We start from the raw sequence: 14,227 nt of genomic DNA, 5'->3' as shown, positions 1-14,227 counted from the left end.
ATTAAAAAGGAGTTTTCCTATGAATTTCAAGAAAGTATTAGGCGTGGCGTTAGTGTCTGTTTTAGCATTAACCGGCTGTAACGAAGAAAAGAAAGCGGATGCAACAGCGGCACAAGCCACTTCAAAAATTAAAGTCGGCGTGATGTCTGGTCCGGAACATACTGTGGCGGAAAAAGCGGCACAAGTGGCTAAACAAAAATACGGTTTAGAAGTGGAATTCGTATTATTCAATGACTATGCGTTACCAAATACGGCGGTAAGCAAAGGTGATTTAGATGCGAACGCTTTCCAGCACAAACCGTATTTAGATAAAGATAGCCAATCAAAAGGCTTAACTAACCTTGAAATTGTAGGTAATACCTTTGTATTCCCGCTTGCGGGTTATTCTAAAAAAGTTAAAAACGTTGCTGAGTTAGCGGAAGGTGCAGTTGTTGCAGTGCCTAACGACCCTTCGAATCTTGCTCGTGCATTAATTCTTTTAGAGAAACAAGGCTTAATCAAATTAAAAGACAACACAAATTTATTTTCAACTACATTAGATATTGTTGAAAATCCGAAAAAATTAAACATCAAAGAAGTGGATACTTCGGTGGCGGCAAAAGCATTAGATGATGTAGATTTAGCAGTGGTAAACAATACTTATGCAGGTCAAGTCGGTTTAAGCGCGAATGATGGTATTTTTGTAGAAGACAAAGATTCTCCATATGTAAATATCATTGTGGCGCGTAAAGACAACAAAGACAGCGAAGCGGTGAAAAACTTTGTGAATGCATTCCAAACTGAAGAAGTGTTCGGCGAAGCGCAAAAACACTTTAAAGATGGTGTAGTAAAAGGTTGGTAATCATTTATTGATTCCAATTGTTACTCAAACAAGCGGTGAGATTTTATCTAAATTTTGCAAAAAAATGGGAGAATTTTACCGCTTATTTTTTATCTGGATTGAGAGGTTTACTCTATGAATATCAAAAAATTATTTGGTTTGGTCGTTGTTTCAGCATTAGCATTAACCGGTTGTAAAGAAGAGAAAGCGGCAGATACGGCAAAAGCAGAAGCAAGAACATTAACGGTTGGTGTGATGCAAGGGCCTGAAGCACAAGTAAACGAAGTAGCGGCACGTATCGCCAAAGAAAAATATAACTTAGATGTGAAATTGGTTGAATTTAGTGAATATACCCAACCGAATTATGCGCTTAGCCACGGTGATTTAGATGTGAATGCGTTCCAATCCGTACCGTTCTTTGAACGTGAAATGAAAGAGAAAGGTTATAAATTTGTTGCGCAAGCAAATACTTTTGTGTTTCCAATTGCAGGTTATTCTAAAACAGTTAAAACGATTACTGATTTAAAAGAAGGGGCAAAAATTGCAATTTCAAATGAGTTAAGTACAGCGGGTCGTTCGTTACTCTTGTTACAAGCAAATGGTGTTATTAAATTAAAAGATCCGACAAATCTTTATGCAACGGAAATCGACATTGTTGAAAATCCGAAAAAAGTGAAAATCACTCAAGTTGATACGGCATTATTAACACGTACATTAGATGATGTGGATCTTGCAATCATCAATAATAACTATGCAGGTCAAGTAGGTTTAACACCAGAAAAAGACGGTGTGATTGTTGAAGCGAAAGATTCTCCGTATGTGAATTTGATCGTTTCTCGTGAAGACAACAAAGACAATCCGGCAATCAAAGACTTTGTCAAAGCATTCCAAACCGAAGAGGTGTACCAAGAAGCACTTAAACACTTCCCAGGCGGTATTGTAAAAGGCTGGTAACTCATGATAAGCGGTAAGATTTTGTGAATTTTTTGCAAAAAATTACCGCTTTTTACTAAATGAAGAAGAATAAAATGAAATTAAAAAATGTATTAAGTACGGTTACAATTTGTTCGGTATTTTTAACCGCTTGTAATGAGAAACAGGAAAAATTAAAAGTCGGTGTGATTTCAGGGCCGGAACATCAAGTAATGGAAGTGGCGGTAAAAGTCGCTGAAGAGAAATATCAGCGTGAGGTTGAATTAGTGGTGTTTACCGATTATGCCACACCAAACGAAGCGTTAAATAAAGGCGATTTAGATTTAAATGCATTTCAACATCAACCTTATTTAGATAATCAAATTAAAGAAAAAGGCTATAAATTAGTTTCAGTCGGTCATTCATTTGTTTATCCGATAGCGGCGTATTCTAAGAAAATTAAATCATTGAATGAATTAAAAGACGGTGAGACGATTGCCGTACCGAATGACCCAACTAATCTGGCTCGTGCATTAATTTTGCTTGAGAAACAAGGACTCATTAAATTGAAAGCAGATGCAGGGCCGAAAGCGACAAGTGTGGATATTATTGAAAATCCTCGTCAGTTAGTAATTAAAGAAATTGAAGCGCCGTTGTTACCAAGAACGCTGGATGATGTGGCATTTTCAGTGATTAATACAACTTATGCGGGGCAAATCGGTTTAACGCCAACGAAAGACGGCTTGTTTGTTGAAGATAAAGATTCGCCTTATGTGAATATTATCGTTGCCCGTGAAGACAATAAAGATTCAGCAGCAGTGCAAGACTTTGTGAAAGCATACCAAACGGATGAAGTATTTAATAAAGCGAATGAAGTGTTTAAAGGCGCAATGGTAAAAGGTTGGTAGCCTATATAAAAATAAACCACGAATTTGTATTCGTGGTTTATTTGTTATTGATGATAGCCGGTTAATAACGCTTGCCAATTCTGTTCGTTAAATTGAATATTTAAACGTGTTTGTTCTTTTTTAAATGAGCGTAGCAAACGGGCTAAATTTTCCGATTTCCAATCATTGGCTTGCGAGATACCGCATTTATCGAAATCAATTAAGAAAAATTGACCGCTTGTCGGTTCAAATAAGATATTATGGATATTCAGATCCGAATGATGCACTTGATGATCATGTAATTGGCGAATCAATTTACCGATTGGCTGATATTGCGTATCGGAAAGCGCATGAGTTTGGAGATATTTACTCAAATCTTGCGTCCCTTCAATTTTTTCCAGCATGATGTCAGCACGATACCAACAACAGTTTTTTTCTACTTTTAATGCAACAGGACGGGGGACGGGCAAATTCCATTCGTGCAATTTTTCCAATAAAGAAAACTCTTGAAACGCTCTAGTATTTTCCAACCTATTAAATAGATATTGATCTTTGACGATTTTACCGAATAGTCCACCTCGATAGTAATGACGAAGCACTACATTTACACCCAATTCGGCTTGCGTGTTTAGAAACCAAGTAATGCCTCTGCCTTTGGATGAGCCTAACAAGCGGTCGGAATCGGCAAAATTTTTGCAATTAAGTAACGTTTTTAGGGGGGCTATTTGTGAGTGAGGGACAAGTTTGGCATTAAAGTGGTAAAAAATCATACAAGTTATTTAGATTGGTTATCATTAAGTTAAATTTTAGTGCTATTTTTTTTGATGTCAATTTGTTAAAATTCCTGCCTTAATTTTTAGAGGAAACCCAATGAGCATTATCTCCGCAGAAGCCCAAAAAGTGCGTGAAGCCTTAATTGCGAAAGGCATTGAAACCCCAACCATTCAATTAACTAAAGACAAAGATTCCCGCCGCGCAGAAATTCAACAACATATGCGTTCGGTGATGGAATTACTTGGTTTAGATTTACAAGATGATAGTTTGGAAGAAACACCGCACCGCTTAGCTAAAATGTATATGGATGAAATTTTTAGTGGCTTAGATTATGCGACTTTCCCGAAAATTACCAATATTGAAAATCGTATGAAAGTCAGTGAAATGGTATTAGTGGACGATATTACTCTGACTTCCACTTGTGAACATCATTTTGTAATGATTGACGGTAAAGTTGCGGTGGCGTATTACCCTAAAAAATGGGTGATTGGTTTATCTAAAATTAATCGAGTGGTGCAATTCTTTGCTCAACGCCCGCAGGTACAAGAGCGTTTTACCGAACAAATTCTGACCGCATTCCAAACTATTTTAGAAACCGAAGATGTGGCGGTTTATGTGAAAGCAATGCATTTCTGTGTGAAATGCCGTGGAGTGAAAGATACCAATAGCTATACGGTAACTTCGGCATTTGGCGGTGCTTTCTTAGAAGACCGAGAAACACGCAAAGAATTTTTGGGCTTAATCAATAAATAATTAGTGGGCGAAAGCCCACTTTTGCTATATATAGAATAGAGCAATGAGGCCGTAACAAGCGGTCAAAAAAACGAGAAATTTTACAAATGAAAATAGCATTAGGCATTGAATATGACGGAAGCCGTTATTTCGGTTGGCAGCGTCAAGACGAAGTAGAAAGCGTGCAACAAAAGTTAGAAGAAGCATTGTCGGTTGTGGCAAATGCACCGGTAGAAGTTTTCTGTGCGGGGCGTACAGACTCAGGTGTACACGGCACGGGGCAAGTGGTACATTTTGAAACGGAAGCAGTACGTCCGCTACAAAGTTGGTGTTTCGGCACGAATGCGAATTTGCCGGACGATATTGCGGTGAAATGGGCGGTAGAAGTGAGAGAAGATTTTCACGCCCGTTTTAGTGCCACAGCAAGACGCTACCGTTATATCATTTTTAATCACAAACTGCGTTCGGCAATTTTGCCGAAAGGTGTCTCGCATTATCATCATGAATTAGATCATCAAAAAATGCACGAGGCAGGTCAGTTCTTATTGGGCGAGAACGATTTTAGTTCATTCCGTGCTGCAAAATGTCAATCGCATACCCCTTGGCGTAATATTCATCATCTGAATGTGAGCCGATTAGGCAATTATATTGTGGTGGATATTCAGGCGAATGCTTTTGTACATCATATGGTTCGGAATATTGTCGGAAGCTTGATTGAAGTCGGGCAGGGAAGACAGCCGGTGGAGTGGATTGAATGGTTGTTAGCACAACGAGATCGTACGTTGGCAGCACCAACCGCAAAAGCAGAAGGACTCTATTTGGTGGATGTGCATTATCCGGAGCATTTCGGTATTCCTAAAACCGCATTAGGCCCGTTATTTCTTGCAGATAATTAATAAAAAAAGCCAAATCAAATTTTGATTTGGCTTTAAAGTTAGCCACTATTTATTGAGTCATTATTGTACGCTTTTTAACGTGTTGTCAGTACGACGAGCTTCATTTTTATGTACTAATTTATTTAATTGCGTCTCAAGTTTTGTTTCGACTTCGTTGATTGCTTTGTATAAATCTTCGTTATCAGCCTTCGCAAAAAGTTCTCCAACTGGAGTGCCAATTGATGCCTCAACCTCATAACTATTCGGTAATTTATGAATCATAAAGTGCGGGTTAATTAATTGAGTTTGCCATTTTTCGAGTTTCGCTAAGCGTTCTTCAATACGGGTACGGATTGCAGGAGTGATGTCCATTTGTTTACTTGAAATATTGATTGTCATAGCATTTTCCTCTTTGTGAAGGGGTTATTAAGTTGATTTCAAAATATGACTTTTACTCCAAAATATCAAGTCAAAAAATGAAGCAAAATTTAAAAATTTGATCTAGTTAACACTTTTTCTGCGTTTTTGATTATAATCTATCCGGAACATAAGGATGACGAAAAATGACGAGTACCCCAAAATTTCCTCCATTTGAATGGCAGTTTTTGCACCCTAGATATTGGGGGCTTTGGCTTGGATTGGGCCTATTTAAATTAATTTTGTGTTTACCTTATCCAGCCTTAGTTGTCGTGGGCAAGGGGCTTGGAAAACTATTTGCTAAACTTGGTTTCGGTAAGCGTAGAATGCATATTGCTCGCCGTAATTTGGAACTTTGTTTTCCTCAGTATTCAACAGAGCAAATTCAAGCTATTCTAGATAAAAATATTGAATCGGTCGGCATGGCTATTATTGAAACCGGTATGGCGTGGTTTTGGTCTGATAAACGTATCCTTAAATGGTCTAAGATTGAAGGCTTAGAACATCTTAAAAATCAGCCGGAAGGTGCGGGTATTTTATTTGTTGGCGTGCATTTTCTTACGTTGGAAATGGGAGCTCGCATTGTGGGGCTTCATCATCAAGGTGTAGGTGTTTATCGACCGAATGATAATCCGTTATTAGATTGGATTCAGTTTCGAGGCAGAGTACGCTCAAATAAAGCGATGCTCGATCGTAAAGACTTACGTGGCATGGTTCGAGCTTTAAAGGCCTGTGAGACGATTTGGTATGCGCCGGATCATGATTATGGGCGTAAGAATAGTGTGTTTGTTCCGTTTTTTGCCGTGCCAGAAGCTTGTACCACTGCGGGTACTCGTATGTTATTGCGGTCTGCACCGAATACAGTGGTAGTACCGTTTAGCCCGATTCGAAATGATGACTTTTCCGGATATACGGTAAAGATTAGTCCAGCGGTCGATTTTAGTGAATGTGAAAATGAACTGGATACTGCAACGAAAATGAACAAGGTTGTGGAAGCTGAGATTCTTAAATCAGTAAGCCAATATATGTGGTTACATCGACGATTTAAAACACGTCCTCAAGAAGCGGATAAAAGTTTATATGATTAAAATAAACCCGACATTTATACTTATAGTGTCGGGTTTATTTTTACTAAGGTGATTTAAATAAATTTTTTAGTGGTTATTCGCAAAAAGTACTTGCATATTTAAAGCGAATTTTGCAATCTAACAAATAAACATTGCACATAACAAAAAAGTACAGGAGATGATTATGGCAACCCCTTTATTTCATGGTAGTATTGTTGCACTTGTCACACCAATGACTCATGGCGAAGTAAATTATGAAGAATTAAAAAAATTGGTTGAATATCATGTTCAAGCCGGTACACACGGTATTGTATCGGTAGGAACAACGGGCGAATCAACTACATTAAGCATCGATGAGAATGTGAAGGTTATCAAGAAAACTGTGGAATTTGCGGATGGTCGAATCCCTGTGATTGCAGGTACTGGTTCTAATGCAACCAGTGAAGCAATTATTTTAACCAAATTGTTAACCAATAGCGGTGTAGCAGGCTGTTTAAGCGTGGTTCCTTATTACAATAAACCGACTCAAGAAGGAATGTATTTACACTATAAAGCAATTGCAGAAAGCACAGATTTACCACAAATTTTATATAACGTACCGAGCCGTACCGGCAGCGATTTAAAACCGGAAACTATCGGTCGTTTGGCTAAAATTCCAAATATTGTCGGGGTAAAAGAAGCAACGGGCGATTTAACTCGTCTTCCTTTAATTAAACAATTAGCTGGTGAAGATTTTATTTTCTTAAGCGGTGACGATGCGACAGGTTTAGAATCAATGAAACTTGGCGGGCAAGGTGTGATTTCGGTAACCAATAATGTTGCAGCCGCAGATATGGCAAAAATGTGCGAGCTTGCATTAGCCGGTAAATTTGATGAAGCGGAAGTTATTAACCAACGTTTAATGGCATTACATCACGATTTATTTATTGAAGCGAACCCGATTCCGGTCAAATGGGCAGCTTATAAATTAGGTTTAATCAGTGAACCGAATTTACGTTTACCATTAACTACTTTATCGGAAGTGGCTCAACCTAAAGTATTAGCGGCATTGCAAAAAGCCGGTTTAATTTAACTGCTTGTATTCGTGATAAAAAAAGCCCCGTAGTAAATACGGGGTTTTTTATTGGATAAGCGGTTAAATTTGCTAGAAAATTTGCAATTCTTCGTTTAGAACAGCTCTACCACTTTAGCAAATACCATGATGATACCGTAGACGAGTGGTATGGTCACAATAATCCAACGTAGCCACACCATACAGCCACCGTGAGCAACTTCTTCAGCTACGAGATAAGTATCTGAGATCACAGTTTCATCACTTGGTTTAGCACTATGTGCAGCTTCCTTAATCGGTAATTCGTGATGTTTTTCATGTACGGCTTTCACACTTAAATTACAAAAGAAACCGACAATTAATAACGCTGCCATAATATACATGGTGATACTGTACGCTTGTGCTGCCGGTACACCGCTGTCAATTTGCATTTGGCGGATATAGTTCACTAACACTGGGCCCGCCACTGCGGCAGTTGACCATGCGAGCAGAACTCGTCCATGGATTGCGCCAACTTGGTAAGTACCGAATAAATCACGCAGATAAGCTGGGATTGCTGCAAAACCACCGCCGTACATAGAAATAATCACGCAGAAACCAACCACAAATAACGCTTTGTTACCGCTTTCACCTAATGACGGAACGGCAAAATAAAGCACCGATCCCAGTAAGAAGAAAATAGAGTATAAGTTTTTACGTCCGATTTTGTCCGAAATACTCGACCAAAAGAAGCGCCCACCCATATTAAATAAGCTGAGTAGGCCTACAAATCCGGCTGCCGCTAAGGTACTTATTGCCTGTTTGCCGACTGAAATTTCGGAGAATAATTCTTGAATCATTACTGACGCTTGACCAAGTACTCCGATACCCGCCGTTACATTTAGACATAAGATCCAAAACAGTAACCAAAATTGTGGCGTTTTCATTGCTTTATTTACGCCGACATTGTATGAGCTGACCAATTTATTTTTAGGTTTATTATCAACAAAGCCTTTTGGTTTCCATTCGGGATGTGGTAAACGAATAGTAAAGACACCGAACATCATAAAGATGAAATAGAACACACCTAATACGATAAAGGTTTCAATAATACCGATAGACGTTGGGCTACTGAAGAAATCCATTAATGCAACCGAAATCGGCGAAGCGAGCATAGCACCACCGCCAAAGCCCATAATCGCTAAACCGGTTGCCATACCTGGTTTATCCGGAAACCATTTTATTAAAGTAGAAACCGGGCCAATGTAACCGAGTCCCAAGCCAATACCGCCCAGTACACCATTCCCTAAATATAATAGCCACAGATTGTGAGTATGTACACCAAATGCTGCTACGAGAAAACCTAAGCTAAAACATATGGTTGCGACAAATATCGCCTTACGAGGGCCGACACGTTCCATCCAAGTACCAAATAGTGCAGCAGAAGCACCTAATACTGCTAAGGCGATACTAAATACCCAACCAATCGTTGTGAGTTTCCAGTCATCAGCAGCTGATTGAGTGATGCCGATTACTTTGGTTAGTGGCGCATTGAACACCGAATAAGCGTAAATTTGCCCGATGGATAAATGTACGGTAAGTGCGGCTGGGGGAATAAGCCAGCGATTAAATTGCAAAGGCGCAATCGTTTTTTCACGATCTAAGAATGACATGGATACTCCAAATTGTATTAACACTGATTTAACATTAGTATAACATTAAAATTTATTTGCGCAAACGTTTGCGCAAATAAATTGCAATAAAAAAGCCTCTTGGTTTAAAGAGGCTTTGAGTGTTAAATTTATAGAAAATTAGACCGCTTGTAAGTGTGCTTCGTAAGCTTGTAGTGTATTTTGCATCAACATGGCAACTGTCATTGGACCAACCCCGCCGGGTACTGGCGTTATGAAGCTCGCTTTAGGCTCTGTTGTAGCATATTCGATATCACCGGCTAATTTTCCGTCCACACGATTAATACCGACATCAATTACAATTGCACCGTCTTTAATCCATTCACCTTTTACAAAGTTTGGTTTACCTACGCCTGCCACCACAATATCCGCTTGTGAGACATGATAAGCTAAATCTTTAGTGCGACTGTGTGTGACTGTAACAGTACAGCCGGCAAGTAATAATTCCATTGCCATCGGACGACCTACAATATTTGAAGCACCGATAACAATAGCGTGTAAACCTGTAAGATTCACGCCGGTGCTTTCTAGTAATTTCATGACACCGTATGGGGTGCAAGAACGTAAAGTGGGAATTTTTTGGCATAAACGCCCAACATTATAAGGGTGGAAACCGTCCACATCTTTATGCGGCGCAATCGCTTCAGTGACTTTAGTCGCATCAATTTGCTTCGGTAGCGGTAATTGCACCAGAATGCCGTCTACCGAATCGTCATGATTTAATTGCTTGATAATTGCCAGTAATTCGGCTTCACTTGTAGCTGCTGGAAGGTCGTAAGATTTCGATTCAATACCGATTTCAGCACAGCTTTTTCGTTTACTATTCACATAAACTTGAGAAGCAGGATCCATCCCCACTAAAATTACGGCTAACCCCGGTTTACGTTTGCCCTGCGCCGTATGAGCTTGAATTTGTTCGGCGATATTCGCTTTAACTTGCTTGGCTATTGCAGTACCTGAAATGATTTGTGCGGTCATAGTTTCTCCTGTCTAGATGTGAATGAAGTGAAAACATTTCTATTCTGGCAGAAAAAAGGTGATTTGCAAGTGAGAGATGAGCTAATTTATTATTCGTATTTGCGAACAAAGTTCAAGCAATCGAACTGCGATTAGCAAAAAAGAAATTGACGAGATTTTAGATAAGTCTATAATAAATATTAATTTTCGGTCGGCGAGTAGCGCAGCTTGGTAGCGCAACTGGTTTGGGACCAGTGGGTCGTAGGTTCAAATCCTATCTCGCCGACCACTTTATCTTTCATAAATATTTCTTCCTTAATATTTATCTCACTTGCGCCCTTAGCTCAGCTGGATAGAGCAACGCCCTTCTAAGGCGTGGGTCAAAGGTTCGAATCCTTTAGGGCGTGCCATTTTATCCTTTTAAAATCAATGATTTAGCCTTAGATATAATATTGCTCTATGCTGCTACATTTTGGGATTGTGTCAAAATTGTGCCACTAATTTTACGTTTGCTGCGTGTACTAACAAATGGTTGGCTTTTGAGTTAAGCATAATGCTTAAAACAACAAGCGGTTAAATTTAGGAAGTTTTTTGCAAATTTTTCCTAAAATTTAACCGCTTGTAATGAGTTTGAAAAGCGAGTTTACCAGCTGCCGCCTGCGCCACCACCGCCGGAAGAACCACCCCCGAAGCTATCGCCGCTACCTCGACTTCCGCCGTCGAAGCCTCCGCCAAATCCACCAGAAGAGCCGCCGCCAAAACCACCTCTACGACGAGATGAATTAATGATGATTCTACCTAATTGATCTGCGGCACTTGGGCTGATGTATTGATTATTTCTGCCCGGTCGGAAGATTAAGAAAATCACAATACCAGCAACGAGGAAGAACAGTAAGCCGTCAATTTGCTCTAAAGATTCTTCGCCATAACTATCATAAGCCGCATATTCGCCGTTAATTGCCGCCATAATCGCAGACAAACCGCTGGCAATCCCTTCCGCATATAAGTTTTGTTTGAAGTACGGTGTAATGTTGTGGCGAATAATAGTTGAAGCAATCGCGTCCGGCAATACACCTTCTAAACCTCTGCCGGTTGCAATAAACAGTTTTCGATCGTTTTTGGCAATCAATAATAATATACCGTTATTTTCATTATTTTTGGTGCGACCGATGCCCCATTTATTAAATAAGTTATGTGAATAGCTTGCGACATCTTCACCATTGGTTGAGGGCACAATCACTACAATAATTTGTGAACTGGTTTTTGCACGGTTGGCAATTAGCGCATCTTCTAAGGTTCGCCATTCTTGTTGAGTTAATGTTTTGGTGTAATCGGTCACATAATAAAAAGGATTCGGTGCAGCAGGGTAGTTATTTGCAGCAGTGGCTTTTAATGTGAAAAATGCCAACAAGATAAACCAAATTGGCTTAAAGAACGCTTTTATCATTTAATCACCACCTCATTTGACAATTCATTTATATTATTATCACGACGAGGAAAATAAGCGACTAACTGCGCTTCCACTTGTTTAATGCCGTCACAAATTGCTTGAGTATAACCCGCTTGTTGACATTGTTGTTTCATCGCATCATAAACCGATTGCCAAAAAACTTGACCGACTTTTTCATGAATCGCTTTATCGCCGACGATCGATAAATTGTGCGGTTTGAACGAGAGGTAAATCAGTACGCTATTACGATCTGCCGTTTCTCGCATCTTTAATTCATCGAAAAGTTGATTGGCACGAGTCATTGCATCGGTTTTTTCTTTAGTTTTACGTTCAACAACTACGCGTAGTTCGGCAGATGTTTGCTGTTCTAAATGTGAAATTGCCTGTTCGATACGCTGGGTATCAACAGGCAATTTATTTGAAAGAAAAGAAAATAATTTCATATCGTTATCATAAAATTCACGGAAAACATAGAATATATCCAAACATTCCGTGTTTTCCGTGATAAATCAATTAGTTGAAGTTAACCGTTGGTGCTTTTTCCGAACCCGTTTCCGCTTTGAATTGTGGTTTAGCTTTAAAGCCCATAATCATCGCAGCGATTTTGGTTGGGAACTCACGCACTTGTTTATTGTATTCTTTCACCGCAGCGTTGAAGTTATTGCGCTCAACATTAATACGGTTTTCCGTACCTTCTAACTGAGCTTGAAGATTTAAGAAACCTTCGTGTGCTTTTAATTCAGGGTATTTTTCAACTGAAACTAATAAACGAGAAAGGGCAGAATTTACGCCTTGTTGCGCTTCTTGGAATTTCGCCATTTGTTCTTCAGTGACATTGTTTGGATCAATAGTCACCGCAGTCGCTTTAGCACGAGCTTCAATCACAGACGTTAACGTTTCTTTTTCAAAGTTTGCTTGGCCTTTTACGGTGTTCACTAAGTTAGGGATTAAATCTGCACGGCGTTGGTAAGCTGATTCCACATTACCCCACACTGAGTTGATATCTTCTTCTGCACGCATTAAGTCGTTATATTTCGTTAAAGAGAAACCGCCGACAGCAAGTACAGCAATCACTAAGATCCAAAAAATTTTCTTCATATTAAAAGTCCTATTTTAGGTTAAAAAAACGGAAGGATCTTATAGATAAGCGGTCGAATTTCCTAGTAAACTTACAAAAGTTTTCAGAAAAACGATATGTGTTGGATAAAAAATCGGAGCTTTTTTGATCTGCCCCCCAAAAGTTGGACAAAATCTCCAACGGATTAAGGTGCAGATTTTTTATGACCAAATATAACTCACTATTTAAACAACACGTCATCGAGTTTTATCTTCAAAACGACAAAAACCGTTTATTCACTCAACGACATTTTCAATTACCCAAGACAATCTTAACTCAATGGATTGCTCAATTTAATCATAACGGAATCAATGGGTTAGCGGTGATGGGTAAGAAGCAAAAATACTCTCCCGAATTCAAATTGACCGTCATACAAGCGGTCAAAAAAGGGCAATTTTCTGCAGAAAGTGCCTCCCTTCATTTGGTATTGTTCATTCAGGTTCGATTAGCCAATGGTTGCAAGCCTTTGAAAAACAAGGTATAAACGGCTTATTACCCAAGCCCCAAGGTCGTCCGACAATGAAACCGAAATACCCGAAAATGCCTCCGCCACCTAAGACCGAAGAAGAACGCTTACGTTATCGTATTTTAGAGCTGGAAGCGGAGAATGCTTACCTAAAAAATTGTGGGAGTTCAACCAACAAAAAATGCGGCAAAAACAGCCATCGTAAAAACGTTGCAGGTGGATTTCCCATTAGAAATTCTACTCCATTTGACAGGTTTAAAACGCAGTGCTTTCTTTTATCACTTACATCCTAAAGTCGATAAAAATGCAGTGATTAAGCAGAAAGTTGTTGAGATTTATCAGGATAATGATGGAAATTATGGTTATCGTCGTATTACGTTAAAGTTACGTGATTTTTTTGGTGCGATTAACTATAAGCGAGTTCAAGCGGTAATGCAACAGCTTAATTTAAAAGGAAAATGTAATCAGAGGAAATATCGTTCTTACAAAGGAGAAGTGGGTAAAATTGCCGAGAATTTATTGCAACAGGATTTTCACGCAACGGCGCCAAATGAAAAATTAGTCACGGATATTACCGAGTTTAAATGTGCAGAAGGTAAGCTCTATTTATCGCCGATTAAGGACTTATTTCATGGTGAAATTCTGACTTATGATTTAGCAAGAAGCCCGAACTTTGAGCAAGTAATGCGAATGATAAAGCAAGCGGTAACAAAGCTGCCTAAGGAGGCTAAACCGATTTTACATTCCGACCAAGGCTGGCCAGATGGCAGGCTATCAAGAAATGCTGAAGAAACATCATATTAGACAAAGTATGTCGAGAAAAGGGAATTGCTTGGATAATGGAGCAATGGAAAGTTTCTTTGGGCGGCTGAAGACGGAATGTTACTTTGGTAAGCGATTTGAAACCTTCGAACAGCTTGAAAAGTGATTCATGCGTACATTCATTATTACAACAATGAGCGTATTCAAGTTAAATTAAAAGGACTCAGTCCTGTACAATACAGAGAACTCAGTCCTTAAATTAAACAGTCT

Annotated in this window: 14 protein-coding genes, 2 tRNA genes and 1 pseudogene; 10 read left to right on the top strand and 7 right to left on the bottom strand. The window is 39.2% G+C overall.

Annotation, left to right across the window (positions count from 1 at the left end; translation table 11 throughout):
* Positions 1-19: 19 nt before the first annotated feature.
* The 3 genes from C228_RS0105925 to metQ all read left to right on the top strand — a co-directional run bounded on the left by C228_RS0105925 (position 20) and on the right by metQ (position 2,640).
* The gene (locus tag C228_RS0105925) at positions 20-841 is read left to right on the top strand and encodes a MetQ/NlpA family lipoprotein (protein WP_018651758.1); all 822 of its coding nucleotides are present in this window, start codon (positions 20-22) and stop codon (positions 839-841) included.
* 114 nt (positions 842-955) lie between these two features.
* Positions 956-1,774 (top strand): MetQ/NlpA family ABC transporter substrate-binding protein, encoded by an 819-nt coding sequence (locus C228_RS0105920; protein WP_018651757.1) that lies wholly within the window; start codon positions 956-958, stop codon positions 1,772-1,774.
* Positions 1,775-1,848: 74 nt separating this feature from the next.
* Positions 1,849-2,640, top strand: coding sequence for a methionine ABC transporter substrate-binding lipoprotein MetQ (metQ, locus tag C228_RS0105915; RefSeq protein ID WP_018651756.1), 792 nt, complete (start codon positions 1,849-1,851; stop codon positions 2,638-2,640).
* Positions 2,641-2,684: 44 nt separating this feature from the next.
* On the opposite strand, the gene C228_RS0105910 is transcribed toward metQ, so the two are convergent.
* Positions 2,685-3,389 (bottom strand): 3-deoxy-D-manno-octulosonic acid kinase, encoded by a 705-nt coding sequence (locus C228_RS0105910; protein WP_018651755.1) that lies wholly within the window; start codon positions 3,387-3,389, stop codon positions 2,685-2,687.
* Positions 3,390-3,489: 100 nt separating this feature from the next.
* Between C228_RS0105910 and folE the strand changes: the two genes are divergently transcribed.
* Together folE and truA are read left to right on the top strand one after the other, a co-directional pair.
* On the top strand, positions 3,490-4,146 hold the full coding sequence (gene folE, locus C228_RS0105905; protein WP_018651754.1) for a GTP cyclohydrolase I FolE: 657 nt from the start codon (positions 3,490-3,492) through the stop codon (positions 4,144-4,146).
* A gap of 86 nt (positions 4,147-4,232) precedes the next feature.
* Entirely contained in the window at positions 4,233-5,021 is a 789-nt protein-coding gene (gene truA, locus C228_RS0105900) for a tRNA pseudouridine(38-40) synthase TruA (RefSeq protein ID WP_018651753.1), read from the top strand.
* A gap of 60 nt (positions 5,022-5,081) precedes the next feature.
* Here the strand turns inward: truA and hpf are convergent, their stop codons facing one another.
* Positions 5,082-5,399: a ribosome hibernation-promoting factor, HPF/YfiA family gene (gene hpf, locus C228_RS0105895; RefSeq protein WP_018651752.1), complete on the bottom strand. Its 318-nt coding sequence runs from the start codon at positions 5,397-5,399 to the stop codon at positions 5,082-5,084.
* Positions 5,400-5,563: 164 nt separating this feature from the next.
* Here hpf and C228_RS0105890 point away from each other — a divergent pair, with 164 nt between their 5' ends.
* Positions 5,564-6,505 (top strand): Kdo(2)-lipid IV(A) acyltransferase, encoded by a 942-nt coding sequence (locus tag C228_RS0105890; RefSeq protein ID WP_018651751.1) that lies wholly within the window; start codon positions 5,564-5,566, stop codon positions 6,503-6,505.
* A 157-nt stretch (positions 6,506-6,662) separates the two neighbouring features.
* Complete coding sequence (gene dapA, locus C228_RS0105885) at positions 6,663-7,556, top strand: 4-hydroxy-tetrahydrodipicolinate synthase (protein ID WP_026313213.1); 894 nt, start codon at positions 6,663-6,665, stop codon at positions 7,554-7,556.
* 95 nt (positions 7,557-7,651) lie between these two features.
* Here dapA and C228_RS0105880 read toward each other — a convergent pair whose 3' ends face one another.
* A complete protein-coding gene (locus tag C228_RS0105880) occupies positions 7,652-9,187 on the bottom strand; it encodes an L-lactate MFS transporter (RefSeq protein WP_018651749.1) in 1,536 nt (511 codons plus the stop codon).
* A 138-nt stretch (positions 9,188-9,325) separates the two neighbouring features.
* Positions 9,326-10,183 carry a bifunctional methylenetetrahydrofolate dehydrogenase/methenyltetrahydrofolate cyclohydrolase FolD gene (gene folD / locus C228_RS0105875; RefSeq protein ID WP_018651748.1) on the bottom strand — a complete coding sequence of 286 codons (858 nt, stop codon included), beginning with the start codon at positions 10,181-10,183 and terminating at the stop codon, positions 9,326-9,328.
* Positions 10,184-10,374: 191 nt separating this feature from the next.
* On the opposite strand from folD, the gene C228_RS0105870 reads away from it, so the two are divergent.
* Positions 10,375-10,451, top strand: a tRNA-Pro gene (locus C228_RS0105870).
* Between the two features lie 44 nt (positions 10,452-10,495).
* Positions 10,496-10,572: transfer RNA gene (locus C228_RS0105865), tRNA-Arg, on the top strand.
* 233 nt (positions 10,573-10,805) lie between these two features.
* Here C228_RS0105865 and C228_RS0105860 read toward each other — a convergent pair.
* The 3 genes from C228_RS0105860 to C228_RS0105850 form a co-directional block, all read right to left on the bottom strand.
* Complete coding sequence (locus C228_RS0105860; protein WP_018651747.1) at positions 10,806-11,609, bottom strand: TPM domain-containing protein; 804 nt, start codon at positions 11,607-11,609, stop codon at positions 10,806-10,808.
* On the bottom strand, positions 11,606-12,055 hold the full coding sequence (locus C228_RS0105855) for a TPM domain-containing protein (protein ID WP_026313212.1): 450 nt from the start codon (positions 12,053-12,055) through the stop codon (positions 11,606-11,608). Before C228_RS0105855 ends, C228_RS0105860 begins: the two co-directional genes overlap by 4 nt.
* A 70-nt stretch (positions 12,056-12,125) precedes the next feature.
* Positions 12,126-12,710 carry a LemA family protein gene (locus tag C228_RS0105850; protein WP_018651745.1) on the bottom strand — a complete coding sequence of 195 codons (585 nt, stop codon included), beginning with the start codon at positions 12,708-12,710 and terminating at the stop codon, positions 12,126-12,128.
* Positions 12,711-12,892: 182 nt separating this feature from the next.
* Between C228_RS0105850 and C228_RS14320 the strand changes: the two are divergent.
* Positions 12,893-14,220 (top strand): annotated as a pseudogene (locus C228_RS14320) (IS3 family transposase).
* Positions 14,221-14,227 lie beyond the last annotated feature (7 nt).

Source organism: Actinobacillus capsulatus DSM 19761 (assembly GCF_000374285.1).
Classification (GTDB): Bacteria; Pseudomonadota; Gammaproteobacteria; order Enterobacterales; family Pasteurellaceae; genus Actinobacillus; species Actinobacillus capsulatus.
This window is presented reverse-complemented; position numbering and strand designations above follow the sequence as displayed.